Origin of the sequence: Bacillus sp. CD3-5 (assembly GCF_006349665.1) — a bacterium.
In the GTDB taxonomy this organism is placed as follows: domain Bacteria; phylum Bacillota; class Bacilli; order Bacillales; family Bacillaceae_G; genus Bacillus_A; species Bacillus_A paranthracis.
Genome location: NZ_VEPX01000012.1, coordinates 160,918 through 180,681, shown reverse-complemented (window position 1 = coordinate 180,681; position 19,764 = coordinate 160,918). Strand labels below are relative to the sequence as shown.

Annotated in this window: 17 protein-coding genes; 7 read left to right on the top strand and 10 right to left on the bottom strand. The window is 35.3% G+C overall.

Annotated elements, in window-relative coordinates:
• The first annotated feature begins 501 nt into the window (after positions 1-501).
• A complete protein-coding gene (locus FH036_RS21120; protein ID WP_000656318.1) occupies positions 502-699 on the top strand; it encodes a hypothetical protein in 198 nt (65 codons plus the stop codon).
• A gap of 16 nt (positions 700-715) precedes the next feature.
• Here FH036_RS21120 and FH036_RS21115 read toward each other — a convergent pair whose 3' ends face one another.
• Positions 716-997: a hypothetical protein gene (locus FH036_RS21115; RefSeq protein WP_000390888.1), complete on the bottom strand. Its 282-nt coding sequence runs from the start codon at positions 995-997 to the stop codon at positions 716-718.
• 118 nt (positions 998-1,115) lie between these two features.
• Positions 1,116-1,694 carry an LOG family protein gene (locus FH036_RS21110; protein WP_139896198.1) on the bottom strand — a complete coding sequence of 193 codons (579 nt, stop codon included), beginning with the start codon at positions 1,692-1,694 and terminating at the stop codon, positions 1,116-1,118.
• 73 nt (positions 1,695-1,767) lie between these two features.
• Between FH036_RS21110 and FH036_RS21105 the strand changes: the two genes are divergently transcribed.
• The 3 genes from FH036_RS21105 (at position 1,768) to FH036_RS21095 (ending at position 4,119) form a co-directional block, all read left to right on the top strand.
• Complete coding sequence (locus FH036_RS21105) at positions 1,768-2,091, top strand: MazG nucleotide pyrophosphohydrolase domain-containing protein (protein WP_000355748.1); 324 nt, start codon at positions 1,768-1,770, stop codon at positions 2,089-2,091.
• 53 nt (positions 2,092-2,144) lie between these two features.
• Positions 2,145-2,651 (top strand): ferritin, encoded by a 507-nt coding sequence (locus FH036_RS21100; protein ID WP_000949392.1) that lies wholly within the window; start codon positions 2,145-2,147, stop codon positions 2,649-2,651.
• 298 nt (positions 2,652-2,949) lie between these two features.
• Positions 2,950-4,119 (top strand): DUF418 domain-containing protein, encoded by a 1,170-nt coding sequence (locus tag FH036_RS21095; protein WP_001076341.1) that lies wholly within the window; start codon positions 2,950-2,952, stop codon positions 4,117-4,119.
• A gap of 45 nt (positions 4,120-4,164) precedes the next feature.
• On the opposite strand, the gene FH036_RS21090 is transcribed toward FH036_RS21095, so the two are convergent.
• From FH036_RS21090 to FH036_RS21075, 4 genes are all read right to left on the bottom strand, one after another.
• Positions 4,165-5,346, bottom strand: coding sequence for a NupC/NupG family nucleoside CNT transporter (locus FH036_RS21090; RefSeq protein ID WP_000706846.1), 1,182 nt, complete (start codon positions 5,344-5,346; stop codon positions 4,165-4,167).
• 345 nt (positions 5,347-5,691) lie between these two features.
• Positions 5,692-6,873, bottom strand: coding sequence for a NupC/NupG family nucleoside CNT transporter (locus tag FH036_RS21085; protein WP_000673853.1), 1,182 nt, complete (start codon positions 6,871-6,873; stop codon positions 5,692-5,694).
• A 296-nt stretch (positions 6,874-7,169) separates the two neighbouring features.
• Positions 7,170-8,609 (bottom strand): alanine/glycine:cation symporter family protein, encoded by a 1,440-nt coding sequence (locus FH036_RS21080; RefSeq protein WP_000346385.1) that lies wholly within the window; start codon positions 8,607-8,609, stop codon positions 7,170-7,172.
• A gap of 333 nt (positions 8,610-8,942) precedes the next feature.
• On the bottom strand, positions 8,943-10,373 hold the full coding sequence (locus FH036_RS21075) for an alanine/glycine:cation symporter family protein (protein WP_001022920.1): 1,431 nt from the start codon (positions 10,371-10,373) through the stop codon (positions 8,943-8,945).
• A 300-nt stretch (positions 10,374-10,673) separates the two neighbouring features.
• Between FH036_RS21075 and FH036_RS21070 the strand changes: the two genes are divergently transcribed.
• Positions 10,674-11,312 carry an NAD(P)-dependent oxidoreductase gene (locus FH036_RS21070; RefSeq protein ID WP_139896197.1) on the top strand — a complete coding sequence of 213 codons (639 nt, stop codon included), beginning with the start codon at positions 10,674-10,676 and terminating at the stop codon, positions 11,310-11,312.
• 42 nt (positions 11,313-11,354) lie between these two features.
• On the opposite strand, the gene FH036_RS21065 is transcribed toward FH036_RS21070, so the two are convergent.
• The 4 genes from FH036_RS21065 to FH036_RS21050 all read right to left on the bottom strand — a co-directional run bounded on the left by FH036_RS21065 (position 11,355) and on the right by FH036_RS21050 (position 18,162).
• Positions 11,355-14,552: a putative mucin/carbohydrate-binding domain-containing protein gene (locus FH036_RS21065; RefSeq protein WP_139896196.1), complete on the bottom strand. Its 3,198-nt coding sequence runs from the start codon at positions 14,550-14,552 to the stop codon at positions 11,355-11,357.
• Between the two features lie 568 nt (positions 14,553-15,120).
• Positions 15,121-16,038, bottom strand: coding sequence for a thioester domain-containing protein (locus FH036_RS21060; protein WP_001022521.1), 918 nt, complete (start codon positions 16,036-16,038; stop codon positions 15,121-15,123).
• A gap of 105 nt (positions 16,039-16,143) precedes the next feature.
• The gene (locus FH036_RS21055; RefSeq protein ID WP_044791157.1) at positions 16,144-16,983 is read right to left on the bottom strand and encodes an aldo/keto reductase; all 840 of its coding nucleotides are present in this window, start codon (positions 16,981-16,983) and stop codon (positions 16,144-16,146) included.
• Between the two features lie 15 nt (positions 16,984-16,998).
• A complete protein-coding gene (locus FH036_RS21050; RefSeq protein ID WP_180358390.1) occupies positions 16,999-18,162 on the bottom strand; it encodes an MFS transporter in 1,164 nt (387 codons plus the stop codon).
• 372 nt (positions 18,163-18,534) lie between these two features.
• On the opposite strand from FH036_RS21050, the gene FH036_RS21045 reads away from it, so the two are divergent.
• Positions 18,535-18,882 carry a winged helix-turn-helix transcriptional regulator gene (locus FH036_RS21045; protein ID WP_000760470.1) on the top strand — a complete coding sequence of 116 codons (348 nt, stop codon included), beginning with the start codon at positions 18,535-18,537 and terminating at the stop codon, positions 18,880-18,882.
• A gap of 431 nt (positions 18,883-19,313) precedes the next feature.
• Positions 19,314-19,754, top strand: a complete 441-nt coding sequence (locus FH036_RS21040) for a DUF1641 domain-containing protein (RefSeq protein ID WP_001115309.1) — start codon at positions 19,314-19,316, stop codon at positions 19,752-19,754.
• The last annotated feature ends 10 nt before the right edge of the window (positions 19,755-19,764 follow it).

Genomic DNA, 19,764 nt, shown 5'->3' with positions numbered 1-19,764 from the left:
GAATGAAGGAGTGAAACAACCGACTGTTCTAGCCGCTGGAGCTGGATAATACAAAAAGCGGAAGCGGCTCGTTCAGAACAGGAGGGTGTTGGAACTCCTGATTACGAGGCGCTTTTTGCCTCGAATGAAGGAGTGAAACAACCGACTGTTCTAGCCGCTGGAGCTGGATAATACAAAAAGCGGAAGCGGCTCGTTCAGAGTCGCTTTTTTCTATGGAATGGTCGTTTTTGTTGGTACATGAAATTTATATCAGCGATTTCATCCAATATATCAGCGATTTTTCAATTATATCGGCGATTCCAACCAATATATCAGCGATTTTTCAATTATATCGACTTACCGACAAATCACGACAATATGAGCACCTCCCCATCCCCCACTTTCATCAATATATTACAATCTCTTTTATGCTAAAATATAGGTAACACCCTTTAGTAAAATAGATCCAAAAAAGCTTTTCCATATTCATCATTTACTACTTAAATGGCGGGAGTGGTTCAGTTGAAAGACTACTTAATTAGAGCATTTTTTGCGTTAATAACAGTTGGGATTGTCTTACTTATAGCTAATATTTTCAATATACGTATCGAGGTTAAAGACTATGCTTTCCTCATTGTCTTAGCAATTGGTGGCGGCTGGGGTGGCTGGTACTTGTATAAAAAACAAAGTAATCAAAATGATAAAGGCATTCCAAAGTAATACGGAATGCCTTCTTTTATTGCCGTCTATAATAAATAATAAAATTCAAACCGCTAATACAACCAATCGCAATAAACATACAAAACGATTGTGGATCTCCACTTAAATTATACTCATCAACGATAAACCCAATCATAAACAACGTAATCGCAGAAACACCGATACACAATATCGAAATAAACCAAAGCGAAAATTCATTAATTCGCTCTTTCTTCTGTGTTGAAATAATTAGCATAACAAGAATAGATGCTGCTAAAATACATTTAAAAACCGGCCTTAAAAATACGAACTCCTCCATTTATTTCTCCTTTTCCCAAAACATTACACCTTAACATTAACATATTTAACCAAATTAAAAACACATGCCTTTTCAAGATAAAATGACATGTGTTTCCAAAAATATCTATACAATTGTATTATGATAACTGCTTCCACTTCGTTCCTAAAACAGGACGCTCGTAATTTTGTATCTTATGAATGAGTGCATCTGCCGTCTCAGCGGCAACGATTAACTCTTTATTCGATGGATTCATAAATCCTTCTTCCGCTGCGCGTTCAACCATTTGCAAAATTGGTCCATAAAAATCTTTTATGTTCAATAAACCAACTGGCTTATTATGTATACCAATTTGTGACCAACATACTGCTTCAAATAGCTCTTCAAACGTTCCATATCCGCCTGGCAGTGCGATGAAAGCATCCGCAAGCTCTGCCATTTTCGCTTTACGTTCATGCATCGTTTCTACTTCAATTAATTCTGTTAACCCTGTATGAACGATTTCTCCTCGAAATAGACCGCGCGGCATAACACCTGTTACACAGCCACCTAAGCGAAGAACTTCGTTTGCTACTTCTCCCATTAATCCGACGCAAGAACCACCGTATACAAGCTCATACTCGTTCTCAACAAACATTTTTCCTAACGCTATTGCCTGCTCTTTGAACTCTGGTCTCTCCCCTAAGTTGGAACCTGCAAACACACAAATCTTTCTCATCCTTACACCCCAAAACCATATATTGTTATGATACAATGAACATTGTACAACATATTGAGGGGATGAGAAAGAAATGGATATCGTCGCATTTCAAAGATGGGTGGAGGAATTTTACGAAAAACGAAGCTGGTCACAGTATAATGCTTTTATTCGCTTAAATTTCTTAACAGAGGAAGTTGGGGAAGTTTCACGCGTTGTTCGCGCAATTGAAATCGGTCGTGATCGTCCTGATGAAGATGCGAAAACAGAAGAAGAGCTAAAACAAGAACTAAAAGAAGAACTTGGTGATGTACTATCTAACCTTATTATTCTTTCGCAAAAATATGATTTAGACTTACAAGACATTATGGACGCACACGTCACAAAGCTTTCGAAAAGGTTCGAGACATCCAAATGAGAATATTATCAATTATGGTATAATATTCTTGTCACAATACTAAGGGGGATTTTATGTTATCTAAAAAATTGCACGACGCACTAAACGATCAAATGAACTTTGAGTTTTACTCTGCCCACGCTTATATGGCAATGGCTGCTTACTGTACAGCCGAAAGCTACGATGGATTCGCTAACTTTTTCCTTGTACAAGCTGAAGAAGAGCGTTTCCACGCGATGAAGCTTTACAACTATATTAATGACCGCGGTGAGCGCGCTATTATTACTGGATTTGATAATCCGAATAACGAATATGAATCTGTACTGAATGCTTTTGAAGTGGCACTTGAGCATGAGCGTGAAGTAACGAAACGTATTTACAACTTATCTGATATCGCTTGGGATGAGCGTGAACACGCAACAATTACATTCTTAAAATGGTTCGTCGATGAGCAAGTAGAAGAAGAAGCTTCATTCGATAGCATCATCCAAAAATTAAAACGTATTACAAGCGATTCAAACGCATTATTTATGCTAGATGCTGAATTAGAGAAACGTACATTTACGCCTCCAGCTGAGTAGTATTTCAATCACCTTAATGAATGGATTAAGGTGATTTTTTTATTTGCTTTCTATCTTAAAATCACCTTAAAATTCCTAGCATTTGACATAGAACTAGTTAAAAAATGGTATTATTTTCAATATAAAGTGAAACTTTGGTCCGTGGGGGGCGTTCATCCACCACGGATTATTAGTTGAACTAATCGGGTCTTTACAGGCAGTTGATCTCCCACCTAATCTCTTTGCCCCCGGCAAATTTTGAGGTGGGAGTCTTACTGCTCGTTAATGCTGGATAAAACAATATGTGAGGAGAGAAAAAATGAATCAACGTGTAGAAGCTGTTGATGCAATTCGTGGTTTCGCTTTATTTGGCATTTTACTTGTTAATATAACATTAATTCAATTCGGGTTATTCGCTAATGAAAAACCCACTTATATTTTCGGAAAACTCGATGAAAGTGCTAATTGGTTTATTCAATTTTTCGGCACACAAAATTTCATTTCCCTATTCTCTTTTTTATTTGGGCTTAGCATTATTTTGTTACAAAAAAGTATTATCGCAAAAGGAAAAAAGTTTTTCCCCACATATATAAGACGTATTAGCATTCTTTTACTACTAGGTTTCATTCACGGTACCTTTATTTGGTCCGGAGATATTTTATTTGCATACGGACTTATCGGGATTTTCTTAATGATGTTTATAAATAGAAAACCAAAAACATTATTGATTTGGGCAACTATTCTACTCGCACTCATTACACTTATGTCTTATCAAACTGATCCAAATACAAATATTAATGATTTTGCTCCTTATATTGAAAAAGAGCATAAAGTTCATGAAACTGGAAGCTATATGGATCATGTCAACTTTAGGTTAACTGAAAGTCCTTTCGATTATATTGGGATTAACGGTTTCTTCGGACTAGTTTTCATATCAATTTTCGCAATAATTTTTATGTCCCCACTTTTCTTACTCGGAATGTATGTAGGAAAAAAGGGCTGGCTATTTGAGATTGATAAACACATACCTTCTATCAAAAAGATTTGGCTTATCACTGGTATTTTCTCTTTTACAATTAAAATCTTAGCCATGTTCGTAAAGCATCCAATTTTAATTATGTTACAAGATGGCCTTACATCAGTAACCATGACCTTCTTTTACGGAAGCACAATTATTTTATTATTCCATTACAAAAAAGCAACCCGTCTACTAACATACATGGCCAATATGGGAAAAATGTCGGTTAGTAATTATTTGGCCCAGTCTATTATCACAACAACAATTTTTTACGCATACGGCTTTGGCTTATTCGGTAAAATCGGCTATTTCTTCGGTATTCTTTTAACGATTGGAATCTATACAATTCAATTATTTGCTAGCACATATTGGCTACGGAAATATCGAATGGGGCCTATTGAATATATATGGAGGCTTGGAACTTATTTGGAGAAACCACGTTTTAAAAGAAACTTAGATAAAGCAAGCTAAACGAAAAAAAGCAATGAGCCCATACGCTCATTGCTTTTCTTATTCTTAAAGCATAACCCCAACGATAACCGCTGATAATATACTTACTAATGTTGCACCGTATACAAGTTTTAAGCCGAATGATGATACAACGTTTGCTTGTTTGCCATCGATACTCTTCGTTGCACCTGCGATAATCCCGATAGATGAGAAGTTCGCAAATGATACAAGGAAGATAGATAAAATACCTACTGTACGAGCTGATAAATCACCAGCTACTTTACCAAGGTCAAGCATTGCAACGAATTCGTTCGTTACTAATTTTGTTGCCATAATTTGTCCTGCTGTTAGCATCTCTGATGTTGGGATACCCATTACGAATGCTAATGGTGAGAAAATGTATCCTAAAATGCTTTGGAATGTGATTCCGAAAATTGAATCGAACACACCATTAATTGCTGTAATTAATGCTACGAAACCAATTAACATCGCCGCTACTGTTACAGCGATAGAGAAACCAAGCATAATATATTCGCCTAACATTTCAAAGAATGTTTGCTTTTTATCTTCTTGTAATTCTAAAATGTCGTCTTCTTCTTTCACGTCATATGGATTAATAATATGAACGATAATGAATCCACTAAATAAGTTTAATACAAGTGCTGTTACTACATATTTTGGATCAATCATTTTCATGTAAGAACCGACGATTGACATCGATACTGTTGACATGGAAGATGCACAAAGTGTGTATAAACGATTTTTCGGTAATTTGCTTAATTGATCTTTTACTGTAATGAATACTTCCCCTTGACCAACAATCGCAGCTGCTACTGCATTATATGATTCTAGTTTTCCTAAACCGTTCACTTTACTTAATAGGAAACCGACTGCACGAATGATAATCGGTAAAATTTTAATATGTTGTAAGATCCCAATTAATACTGCTAAGAAAATAATTGGTAATAATACTGTTAAGAAGAATGGTGCTTGTCCATCATTTGCTAGACCACCAAATACGAAATTAACCCCTGCTTCCGCAAATTTTAAAATAGCGCCAAACCCATCTGCAATCCCTTTTACTAATACAAATCCGACCTTTGTATTTAGTAAGAAATATGCAAGTACCAATTGAATGACAAGCATAAGTGCAATTGGTTTATATTTAATTTTCTTACGATCTGAACTGATAAGGAAACCTAGTACAAATACTACAAGTAAACCGACTAGAAACATTACTATTTTCATATGTGAATCCTCCACTTCTCCCACGAGTTATTGGTCGTATAACGAATGACGTCTGACCATTGATGTTAAAAAAATTTAAAACCCCTAAATACTATTCAACTGTTATCTAAAATCAGTAAGCGTTTACATAAATTGCAATTTATTAAAGGTAGCCTCTTCTCTCCTACCATACTTGAAAGTCTGAAATTGATACCACCTACAAATCAAATTGTAAGCGTTATCTAACTGAAAAGCAATATAAATTTAAAAAGATTTTTATATGTTAATATATTCCTAATTAATTGGTTTTTCTATGCAAATTTACCATAAAAAAATAGCCCTAGCTATGAGCTAGGACCATCTTTTTTATAACATAACACCAACGATAATCGCTGATAAAATACTTACTAATGTCGCACCGTACACAAGGCGTAGACCGAATGATGATACAACATTTGATTGATTTTCATCGATACCTTTCGTTGCCCCTGCAATAATGCCGATAGATGAGAAGTTCGCAAATGATACAAGGAACACAGAAAGAATTCCAACTGTACGAGTTGATAAATCACCCGCTACTTTTCCAAGATCAAGCATCGCAACAAATTCGTTTGATACTAATTTCGTTGCCATAATTTGTCCTGCTGTTACCATCTCTGCTTGCGGGATACCCATTACGAATGCTAATGGTGAGAAAATATATCCCAAAATAGCTTGGAATGTAATACCGAACATGGAATCAAACAAGCTATTAATTGCTGTAATTAATGCTACGAAACCAAGTAACATCGCTGCTACTGTAATCGCGATTGTAAAACCAAGCATAATGTACTCGCTCAGCATTTCAAAGAATGACTGTTTTTTCTTATTTTCTAATTTCAGTGTATCTTCTTCTTCTGTAATATCGTACGGGTTAATAATATGAATAATAATGAAACCACTAAATAAATTTAATACAAGTGCTGTTACTACATATTTTGGTTCGATCATTTTCATGTAAGAACCGACGATTGACATCGATACTGTCGACATAGAAGATGCACATAATGTATATAAACGGTGTTTTGGGATTTTACTTAATTGATCTTTTACTGTAATAAATACTTCCGCTTGCCCAACAATGGCAGCTGCTACTGCGTTATATGATTCTAATTTTCCTAGACCATTTACTTTACTTAACAAAGTACCAATAGCACGAATAAATATCGGTAAAATTTTAAAGTGTTGCAGAATTCCGATTAAAACGGCAAAGAATACGATTGGTAATAACGCTGTTAAGAAGAATGAAACCTCTCCTTTATTAACAAGGCCACCAAATACGAAAACGATTCCAGCTTCCGCATATCCAAGAAGCGCGCCAAATCCATCTGAAATTCCTTTTACTAAAATATAACCAACTTGTGTATTTAATAAGAAATAAGATAACGCTAACTGAATAACAAGCATAATTGCGATTGGTTTATACTTAATCTTCTTTCGATCGGCACTTATAAGAAAACCGAGTACAAATACAACGAGTAATCCTACAAGAAACATAACAAACTTCATTAATAAAATCCTCCATTTAACTCTTCATTAACGTTGAACGTCTGACCACTCAAAACGAGAAATAATCCGAACTTTCCATTTCTCCTTTAAAACCTTCAATCGGATAGGAAAAATCATAAAACCTCTTGTTTCAAAGGCATTTTCCATTCTAACATAAATCACAACTCATATCCGCACTTTTCTTTAAAAAATTACATTTTATTATAAAACATCTATTAATGTTCGTCTTTTACTATCTACAAATAACTGAATAAAACAAAAAAATGAGCATCAAGTTTCACTTGATGCCCATTCCATTATACCGCTTTTTCTTTATCTGCTACTTGCTCTTCCCAGCACTCTGTATTTTTCAGACCTGGAATAGAATTTGCATAGAAGACTGGATCTTTTCCTTGTTTCTTTTGCTTTACGTAATCTGATAATGCTGCAAAAGCATACTTAGAAAGGAATACGATTGCAACTAAGTTAATAACAGCCATAATACCCATGAATAGATCTGCTAAATCCCAAACGATTTGAATTGTTGCTACAGACCCTAACATAACCATACCAAGTACAGCAATGCGGTACGCTGTTAATAACACTTTACTTCCATTTAAGAATTCAATATTCGTTTCACCATAGTAATAGTTACCTACTAATGAACTAAATGCAAACAAGAAGATTGCAACTGCTACAAATATAGAAGCCCATGGACCGATATGTTGACTTAATGCTTGCTGCGTTAATTGAATACCATTTAAATCAGCTGCATTATGCACATCTGATAAAAGAATGATAAATGCTGTACAACTACAAATTAATAATGTATCTGTAAATACCCCTAAAGTTTGAATGAAACCTTGTTTAACTGGGTGCGTTACGTTTGCAGTCGCTGCTGCGTTCGGCGCACTACCCATACCTGCTTCATTTGAGAATAATCCGCGTTTTACCCCTAATAAAATCGCAGCACCTAATCCTCCGCCTACTACTTCCTTAATTCCGAAAGCATGTAAGAAAATTTCTTTAAATACATACGGAATTGCCGTAATGTTTGTTACAACAACGAATAATGCTACTGCTACATAAATAATCGCCATCACTGGAACAATCATTTCAACCGCGCGTGCAATTCGCTTTACTCCGCCAAAAATAATAACTGCAAGTAAACCAGCCATTACAAGACCTACTAATCTACTATCTGTTTTGAATGCCCCATCAAAAGCAGCTGCTACAGTATTAGATTGTACAGCGTTAAAAATTAATCCGAAACTTACTGTTATTAATACAGAGAAAATAGCTCCAAGCCAGCGCTTATTTAAACCCTTTTCCATATAATACGCTGGACCACCACGGAACGTATTCCCATCTTTCACTTTATAAATTTGCGCTAATGTGCTCTCGACAAATGCAGAAGCACCCCCAATTACCGCGATTAACCACATCCAAAATACTGCTCCTGGACCACCTGCTGAAATTGCAATAGCTACACCAGCTAAGTTACCAGTACCTACACGAGAAGCTGTACTCATACAAAAAGCCTGGAATGATGATACACCACTCTTCTCTTTTTGTGCTTTCCTCGTTTTCGAACTCGCCCCATCCCCAAGCAATCGAATCATTTCACCGAAGTAACGAACTTGGACAAATTTCACACGAAATGAAAAGTAAAGTCCTAACCCAATTAACATCGCAATAATGATATATGACCAAAGGACATTATTTATATCCCCAATTACCTTAGCTAAAAAATCCATAATTGCATTGCCCCCTCTTCCTAACAATAAGAAAATTATATTCTAAAAACTCTTAGTAATCAAGAACTTTATGTTAGGTTTTCTAACACGAGTAAGTTAACTTACTTAACACATGTGTTTTTTTACGCAAAATTATAACTAGTACGCGCATTTATCCAATACTAAATCACTCATCCTATGTGACCAGCCATACCTTTAAGACAGTACGTTCCCTACAAATAATATGAGAAATGAACAAACAAAATTATATTAATAATTCACCCTCACCCTTTTCATCCTTTACTACAACAAAAAAGGCGAGCATCGAATTCAACTCGATGCTCGCCTTTTCATTTACACTGCTTTTTCTTTATCAGTTACCGCTGACTTATCCCAACACTCTGTATTCGTTAAACCAGGAATAGAATCTGCACGGAAGACTGGATCTTTTCCTTGTTTCTTTTGCCTTACATAGTCTGCCAATGCCGCATACGCAAATCGGCCAAGAAGTGTAATCGCAATTAAGTTTGTGATTACCATTAGACCCATAAATAAGTCTGCCATATTCCATACAACTTGAAGCGTCGCAACAGAACCGAATAATACCATTCCCACTACCGCAATACGGTAAATTGTTAACCAAGTTTTACTTTGTTTAATGAATTCAATATTTGTTTCACCATAATAGTAGTTTCCTAAAAGTGAACTAAACGCAAATAAGAAAATAATAATCGCTAAGAAGCTACTTGCCCATGGGCCAATTTGTGAACTTAATGCATTTTGTGTTAGTTCAATACCTTCTAAATTCGTTGCTTTATATGCACCAGAACATAGTACGATAAATGCTGTTGATGTACATACTAAGAATGTATCTACTAATACGCCAATTGTTTGAATAAAACCTTGTTTTGCTGGATGCGTTACATCAGCTGTTGCTGCCGCGTTCGGCGCACTACCCATACCTGCTTCGTTCGCAAATAATCCGCGCTGAATACCATATTTCATCGCAGCACCGATACCGCCACCTACAGCTGAATCTAAGCCGAATGCACCTTTAAAGATTTCTGTAAACACATCTGGTATTAAATAGAAGTTTTTAATGACAACGAAAATAGCTACCGCAATATAAATAAGCGCCATTGGCGGAACAATCATTTCCGACATACGTGCGATACTTTTTACACCACCAAAAATAATAACTGCAACTAATACAGCTAATACAATACCAACAATATAACGTTCTAAACCAAATGCATTTTTAAACGCTAATGTAACTGTATTTGCTTGTACTGAGTTGAAAATTAAACCGTAACTAACTGTAATAAGAATAGAAAACCAAATTCCCATCCAACGTTTATTTAAACCTTTTTCCATATAATAAGCAGGACCACCACGGAAGCCACTACCATCTTTTACTTTATAAATTTGGGCAAGCGTACTTTCTACAAAACTTGAAGACGCTCCGATAATCGCAATCACCCACATCCAAAATACTGCGCCAGGTCCTCCCATAGAAATAGCTAACGCTACACCAGCTAAGTTACCGATACCAATACGAGCTGCTGAACTCATACAAAACGCTTGGAAAGAAGATACACTACCTTTTTTACGCGTCTTTCCAGTTAATCCATCACTCATTAATCGAATCATTTCCCCTAAATGAGTAATTTGTACGAATTTCAATTTAATAGAAAAATAAAGACCTAAACCAATTAACATCGCAATAAGAATATATGACCAAAGAATTGTATTTGTTGATGAAATAAATTGTTCTAAAATATTCATACAATTAACCCCTCCTTTTCTCCATAAAACGAATTATATTTAAAAAACATTCAAAAATCAACATTTTTCGACAATTTGCAATTTCCAAATATTAGCCAAGCTCGCAGTAACAATCTCGTTATGACTACCCTCCCTCTAACTGTGCATACTAAAACAAAAAATAAATTCACAAACAACACTATTGACAAAAATACCAACATGTAACTATAATGATTACAACAAGTTGTAACAAACTTAATTACAACACATTCATTCACTTTCAGATATACACTTTAACAAAACACTTTGGAGGGATTTATTATGAAAATCGGAATTATCGGAGCAACTGGTAAAGCAGGAAGTCGTATTTTAAAAGAAGCATTGGATCGCGGACATGAAGTAACTGCAATCGTAAGAAACGCTGCAAAAATTACAGAAGAAAACGTAAAGGTTTTAGAGAAAGACGTATTCGCTCTTACATCTAATGACTTACAAGCATTCGACGTAGTTGTAAATGCATTTGGCGCTCCAGCAGGCGAAGAACACCTTCACGTAGATGCAGGAAACGTACTTATTGAAGCGATGAAAGGTGCACCTAACACAAAATTACTTGTAGTCGGCGGCGCTGGAAGCTTATTTGTAGACGAAGAGAAAACAACACGTGTATTTGAGACGCCAGGTTTCCCAGGTGAATACCTTGCAACAGCTCAAAACCAAGGTAAAAACTTAGAAATCTTGCAACAAACTAACGATATTACTTGGACATTCATCAGCCCTTCTGCACTATTTGCATTAGGAAAACGCACTGGTTCTTACACAGCTGGAAAAGATAATCTTCTTGTTAACTCAAAAGGTGATAGCTACGTAAGTTACGAAGACTTCGCAGTTGCGGCACTTGATGAAATCGAAAATCCAAAACATGTAAACGAACGCTTCACAGTAGTATCTGAAGCTGAATAATAAAAAAGCTCGTAAAACGTTATGTTTTACGAGCTTTTTCTATTATTGTACTTGTTCTAAACCATTCGGAGTAATCTTGAAGGAAATTTCTTTAAACTTCTTCGCATTCCCTTTTCCAACTAGCTCATTCTTATTATACCAATTCAACCGATCTGACTCCGCATGATACACTTTCAACACATCACCGTACTCAAACATTGCTCCGTTTACTTGTTCAGCAAACTTCCTCGAAGTTTCCTGTCCTTCTGCTGTTACATGCTTTTTCTCTTTACCATTTGAATCATAAAGCGTAAGACCTATATACTGCTCATTTACAAATCGATAATGGATTGTCTCATCTGTAAATGTTGCATGTAATTTCTTTTCTCCATGATTTAGCGTAACGATTGAACGGGTTATATTAGATACACCTTGATACACTACGCTATCTCCGTATGTTACTTCCATAGGAACTTCTGTCACCTTTTTATTTCCAAAACGATCTTTCGTTTCTACTCTTACTGTTTGCTTACCAATTGTTGTTGTATCTGGTTTCCCTACAAAACCTACTACTTCTCCATCATTCACTTCAACAAACTTCTTCGCGTCTAACGTTTCGCTATCTGTTCCGATTACTACTTTTTGTGGAACGGCTTTTACTTCTTGTTGCGTCTCGATTCTCTCAAAACCTTTTGCTGTTACTTTGAAGAATAGTTCTTTTGCCCCTTTTTTCTCACCTTGGCCAGCAAAGTTATTATTTTGATACCATTTTAAGCGGTCTGGTTCTGCATGGAATACTTTCACTACATCTCCATACTCAAACTGCAGTCCATTCACTTGCTCTGCAAAGTTCTTTGAAGTTTCTTGTCCTTCTGCTGTTACATGCTTTTTCTCCTTTCCGTTTTGATCATATAACGTGATTCCCATGTATTGTTCTTTATCAAAGTATTCATGAATTTGTTCATCCATATCAGTCGCATGTAATTTCTTCTCTTCATGCTTTAATGTTACCACTGACGCGATTTCATTGTTATATCCTACATATGCAATACTATCTCCATATGTTACTTCTAACGGTACTTCTGTTACTTGCTTATTTCCAAACATATCTTTCGTTTCTACCTCTACTGTTTGTTCACCAATCTTTGTTGTGTCTGGTTTCCCTACAAAACCTACTACTTCACCGTCTTTTACTTCAACAAAAGCTTTTGGATTTAACTTCTCAACGTCTGTTCCTACTACTACTTGTTGTGGTTTAGCCGTTATTTCTTGTAAACTACCTTTTAATTCAAAGCCTTGTGGAGTAATCTTAAAGAATTTTTCTTTTTTATTTTTAGCCTTCCCTTGATCTACAAGTGTGTTATTTTGGTACCACTTCAGACGATCCGGTTCTGCATGAAATACTTTTACTACATCACCATATTCAAAAGCCAATTCATTTAGGTCCATCGCAAATCTTTTTCCAGTTTCTTGTCCTTCTGCTGATACACGTTTCTTTTCAATTCCATTCCGATCATATATCGCTAAGCCCATATATTCTTCTTTCTCGAAACGGTAATGTATTTTATTATTAGTAAAGTTTACATTTAATTTTTTTTCATTGTGTCGAAGCGTCACTGTCGACATTACATCATTTGAAAGTCCTTGAAAAATGATACTATCACCATAAATCCCATTGACTTGGACAGGAATTGAATTTTTATTTCCCTTCTCATCCTCAATTTCTACTAATACTTCCTGTTTTCCATCCTCTAATTTAGACCATGTAATCTTACCTGTTACTTTTACATTCTCCCCTAAATTTTGAACAAGTTTACTTGCTTCATTCTCATCAGACTCTGTACCAACTACAAGGTTTTTCACCTCATTAGCAGGTTCACCATACGGAACCTTATACGGTTCAACTTGCTTCTCACGAATATCATTACTATCTGTAGCTTTCCAGATTTCCTTTTCTAATTTAGGTAAATTTAATTTTTCTATTTTCTCTCTAATATCATCATTTGGTGTTAATCCCCATTCCTCAAAGAAAGGAATTAAATTTTGCCCTGCCACTTGCGATGTCATATAAATAAATAGCTGCTTTTTCTCTTCATCAGAATGAGGCATTTCACTCTGAGGTAACAAACGATAGGCTTGATGTAATCTAGGATAAAAATGTTCTCCATAAACGACATTTAATTGCCAAAACATTGTAAGAGGATTAATGTCATCAATGAATCTTTCTGCTTTAGGTTTCTCTAAATACTCAAATGAGTTTTTATAGTGCTCATCCATTTCTAATTGATTCCCTAACGCCTTTTGAACAGCTAATGAGTAAATATTCACTGTAACTTCCCTTACTTTAGACCACTTCCAAGGTTCTTGCTGATGTAAATGTCCAACTTCATGCCATGGTCCCCAGCCATCCTTTTCAAGCACCTCTATATCTAAAACTCTATTCATTGCCGTCGGGATATATCCTGTATGATAATTTTTCGCGAACATAAAGTCACCTTCAGCAGGCTTCCGCTTCTCAACAAACTGAGCATAATGAATTGGAGATTTTGCAACCCCAACACCGTCCTCAGATAATCCTGCTACTGCATTTTCTATTCGAATAATCTTATCATGCAATTCCATTAACTCTATCGGGTTTGTTTTTTTCATAAACTTTTGTATAGAGCTCGGACTAGCAGTAATTAAACTTCTCTCACCTTTTAATTCCACTGCATAAGGATCCTTATATTTTTTTAACATTTCATCCCAATCTTTTTTCGTATGCTTACCTAAAATAAATAAAGGGAAATGACTACCACCATTCGTAACTGAAGCTGTTACTTCTCCTTCATTATTCATATTGTAAAAATATAAAATACCGCCTCTTGGAGATGAAATAATATTTTTCCCTGGTTTTAAATCAAACTCTTCTGGGTCCTTTTCATCATAAGATCTCGTTCCTATGAAAGCTTGAATAGGCTGCGTTCCTTTTATGTCAATTGTAATCTCTTCATTTGGCTCTGCATAAATTCCAGTTGGTTCATTCGCAGAAAGCTTCCAACTAACTCTTAAACGTTTATTTTCTTCATCCACGCTACCTTTACCAGGCAACTGAAATACTCTCTGCTCAAATTTATTCTCTGTAACCTCTTCTAATTTCCCACCTTTATTTTCTTCCAAAGGTGCTGCATATCCTTTCGATGCTTCGAAAGCTACTGGCGATAATAATGTAGATATACATATTCCAGCCACTAATACCCTACTCGTCTTTTTCTTCGACATAATCTGTGTCCCCTGTTCCTTTATTTAGAAAAAACATCCTATATATTCATTTAATAAAGCATCCTATTATCTTCATAAAAACATTTAATGAATAGACTAACACCTCGCGCACCTGTATCAATTACTACCGCATTCCTCTCCATGTATTCGCTTTCTTACATTATAAAATTTTTATGTACTGTATCCTCCTCACTTCTCTCTATTTGTGATGAGTTCTCTCTACATAAAAAGAGAATAGTAAAAGATATATTTCAGTATTGTCATCTATACATCTAAAGTTGCAAATAACAACAGAACCTTACATTTTCTTCATATATGACCATCTATAGGTAGTTTTTTCAACTGAATTTTACACGCTTTACACTTTGTTTGATAGCCTTTCCAATCAGAATAATGTTACAATTTTGTGAATACAATCTATTAATCGTAACGTTAGAATTTTATTATATTTATATTATTCCAAAATGAAGTTTACGCTATACAAATAGTGTTATTATCTTTCATTTAATTTTCCTGATATAATTTTCAGTTCGTAAAAAAAGCATTGGCACACGCCAATGCTTTTTCGTTATCTCTTTTGATTCGGTTTATGTGGTTCATTCGGAGTATGTGGTTTATTATTATCATGACCATTTCCTTTTTTCCAACTCACTGATAACTCCGGACTTGTTTCTTCTTCACTGCGCTCAAGTAATACGACTGCATTTTGAATTGTCGGTGTACCTTTATGTGCAATCCCTTGTAGCTTCGTTAATTTCCCGATTACCTTAAAGCTAAATCCACCAGCTGGTGTTTGTTTCGGAATTAAAATGCGGAACTTTTCCCCTACATTAAATTCTGTTTTTGATTCGCCTTTTTCATTTACAAATTTCGCTCCCACTGGTGCACCTGTTGCTTGCACTTTATACGTTCCGCTTTTTGCATTTGTTTCTACTGTATATAAGCCTGTTTCAAAGAAATCATTTTTTAATACTGCTTCTTGTTCTTCTGTAGGAGTTACACTCATTGTAATTTCTTGTAACTCTTCACTAGCACTTGCTTTTGCAACGATATCTTTCGTTACCTTTTCTACATTTTTATTGCGGAAGTCTAAATCATTAATATCGATTTGTTTTAACGCATTCCATACTGCAAGCTGCGTTGCATAATGAGCTTCTCTCCAATCAGAAACACCTAATTCTTGCGGGCTCTTTTGTGGATATCCATTCAATAATACGCGGTACACGTTAATATCCACTTTCCCCATTTCCGGTAAATCTTGACCGCTTGGAGATTTTAAATCTACATTTAAGCAAAAAGCAATTTTGCCATCTGCCGTTTTAATAAGCTCTGTTCGGATTGGTTTCTTCTTAGACTTACTATAACTCCAATCCATTTGATACTTTGTATGGTCCATAACTTCTGCAAATGCTTTTTGAAGTGGGAATAACACAAATAAAATACTTAAAAACATAGCTAAAAGTTTGAACGATTGCTTTATATTCATGTTTACAGCCCCTTATAACAAACTTGATATTAAGTAGTATTTATTTAGAAACTATTTTTATGCAAAAAAGAGTGCTTTTACGCACTCTTCTTTCTTACCCTAATCTTAGAAATCGAAGTTATCAGGATCTGGACCAACGCGGTGATTTTGATTTAACGCATCGATTTTTTCCATATCTTCTTTCGTTAATTCAAAGTTAAATACATCAGCATTTGCAATGATGCGGTGTTCTTTCGTTGATTTTGGAATTGTAATTACTCCATTTTGAAGATCCCAACGTAAAATCACTTGCGCTGTTGTTTTGCCGTGTTTCTCAGCAATTGCTTGTAATGTTTCGTTATCTAATAATTGACCTTGCATTAATGGTGACCATGCTTCCATTTGAATACCTTGTTCTTTACAGAAAGCTTGTAATTCTTTTTGTGTTAAACGAGGGTGGTATTCTACTTGGTTAATCATTGGTTTAATTTCTGCATCTTTCATTACATCTTGTAAATGATGGATTTGGAAGTTACTTACACCAATTGCACGTACGCGCTTTTCTTTATAAAGTGTTTCTAGCGCTCTCCATGTATCTTTATACTTTCCTTCTACAGGCCAGTGAACAAGATATAGATCTAAATAATCTAGTTCTAATTTCTTTAAGCTTTCTTCATATGCAGCAAGTGTCGTTTCATATCCTTGATCCGAATTCCACACTTTTGAAGTAATGAATAAATCTTCACGAGAAATGCCTGCTTCTTTTATACCTGCGCGAATTCCTTCTCCCACAGCTTTCTCATTTCCATAAATCGCAGCTGTATCGATACTACGGTATCCTGCTTTAATCGCAGATTTCACAGCTTCTACAAGTTCCGGTCCATCTTCTACTTTAAAAACACCTAAGCCGAACCAAGGCATTTCTACACCGTTATGCAATGTTGTTGTACTTTGTAAATTTTTCATTATATTTTCTCTCCTTTATTTCACTCGATCTCTTTTTTCTAATGTCATACTCCACGCTGTTAAAATAACAGCAGCTACTACCATAAGACCACCTACCCAAGCAGTATGGATTAATCCTAACGAATTCGTTACAAGGCCACCTATATAAGAACCTAAAGCGATTCCTCCGTTAAATGCGGCAATATTAATTGCTGAAGCAACATCAACCGCACTTGGAACAAAGCGCTCTGCCAATATAACTACATATACTTGTAGCCCCGGAACATTCATAAATGCGAATAGTCCCATGAAAATAATTGTGATAAATCCAGCTACTTTAAATGGCGCTGTAAATGTTAAAACAAATAATATAATCGCTTGAATTAAGAACATGTAAAATAGCGCTCGAATCGGATTATGATTCGATAATTTTCCGCCGACCATATTCCCTATCGCAATGGCAATTCCATACACTAATAAAATGATCGTAACCGTACTTGCTTCAAATCCTGTTACTTCTTGTAATAGCGGTGATAAATACGTAAATGTTACAAATGTACCGCCATATCCAAGTGCAGTAATAATGAAGACAAGTAATAGTCTTCCATTTTTAATTAGTTTGAATTGATCACGAAACGATACAGGTACACCATTTTTTAAATTAGATGGGACTAGTATGCTGTTTGCGATAAAAGCAATAATTCCAATTACGACAATCGCCATAAATGACGCTCTCCAGCCAAATTGTTGACCGATAAACGTTCCAATTGGTACACCTGTAATAGTCGCAACTGTTAATCCAGTAAACATAATCGCAATGGCGCTAGCACGTTTATTCTCTGGGACGATTGCGGCCGCAATTGTAGATCCTATCGACATAAACACACCATGTGCAAATGCAGATACAATTCTTGCGATAATTAATATAGTGAAGCTTGTTGCTACTGCCGCAATACCATTACCAATAATGAAAATAACCATAATCCACATTAATAATGTCTTTCTCGACATACTAGCCGTTAGCGCTGTTAAAACAGGAGCTCCTACTGCCGCACCTAATGCATATAGGGAAACAGTTAAACCAGCTGTTGTAACCGAAACATTTAAATCTTTTGAAATGGATGGTAATAAACCGACACTAATAAATTCGGTTGTACCAATCCCAAACGCACTAATTGCTAGTGCTAATAAAGCAAACATACTTCTTCGATTCGTCTGAACTTCCGAAGATGGTACTGTATATGAACTCAATTGAATTCCTCCTTATTGCAAGAAATCCAATCATAATAGTGCGATAAAAAGGCCCTTCTATCTTCTAAAAATATATTTAATCTCTACAAATGCTATTATGAATGGTTTCATTCTTTTTTTGAAGAACGCACTTTAAAGTACGATAGGCACCAAAAAGTAACATAGTCACTTTTTAGTACCGTACTACTCATTTGCCTCTTACATGTGCTATTATGAAACATATTTAACATGATAAAAAGTACGTACTTTAAAGTGCTATAGGTACTAAAAAGTAACATTTGTATGACTTAGCTTACTTTACTCACAAAAGGAGGGCTTTATATGAAGAAATACAATATTCCTGTAGAGGCGACCTTAGAAGTTATCGGCGGAAAATGGAAGGTTGTTATCCTTTGTCACTTAACGAAAGGTACAAAGAGAACGAGTGAACTAAAACGTTTAATGCCTGGTATTACACAAAAAATGTTAACACAGCAATTACGTGAATTAGAAGACGACGGCGTTATTCAAAGAAAAGTATACAATCAAGTCCCACCAAAAGTAGAATATTCTCTTACTGATTACGGTTGGTCTTTAGAATCCATTCTTGATTCTCTTTGTTCTTGGGGCGAATGCCATCTTGAAAAAGAAGGTAAGACATCGATGTTAATAACAGAAGGTGAACAATAAAAAAAGGAAAAAATGAACATAAATTTGTCCATTTTTTCCTTTTTTTATTTGTATATACGTACATTTCTAAGCTTAACAAAATAATTTATGCGCTTTCATGCCTTGGCAGTACTACGTTATACACGTAATATCAAATAATTAGGAATCATTTTTATGTTAACATAGGTGTATATAGTATATAATATAGGATATATATTATATACACTTTCCGGTAACGGAGCTTTTCCATTATGCGGACAAGCCATGTATCGGACAGTTCATAAATAATAGGTAGGACATTATGGTTTTGGGTTTATGATTTCAGCTTACTTGCTGACATAAATTTAAAGGCATTTTATTGTGTTTTGTGAAACTTTGTATAAAGTTTCGCAAACGTTTACTATCTTACCTATCAAAAATAAGAGTATTGCTATCGTAAAGGAGAATTGGAGATGCCAGAAACTATGACTCAAACAAAGCCAGAACAAGAAACTGTACAAATTTCTGCTAGCCAAGGACAACTTGATGTACTTGATCAGTTGTTAAAACCTGAGGTACAAGAATCATTAACAACACTAGTAGAACAGCTTCCAAAATTAACTGAGCTTGTTAACATTTTAACTAAGTCTTATGACTTCGCTCAAACTGTTGCTACTGATGAAGTATTAAAAAGCGACACTGTTGGTGCAATCACAGAGCTTGTAGAACCTGTAAAAGATACAGTGAAAAGCATGGCTGCTACTGCGATCGAAGCGAAAGATCGTGCTGACGAAAGCAACGAAGTTATCGGCCTATTCGGTCTTTTAAAATTACTAAAAGATCCACAAGCACAAAAAATGTTCCGCTTTGTGAACGCATATCTTCAAATTAGTGCAGAACGTAACAATAAATAAGTTAACTTAT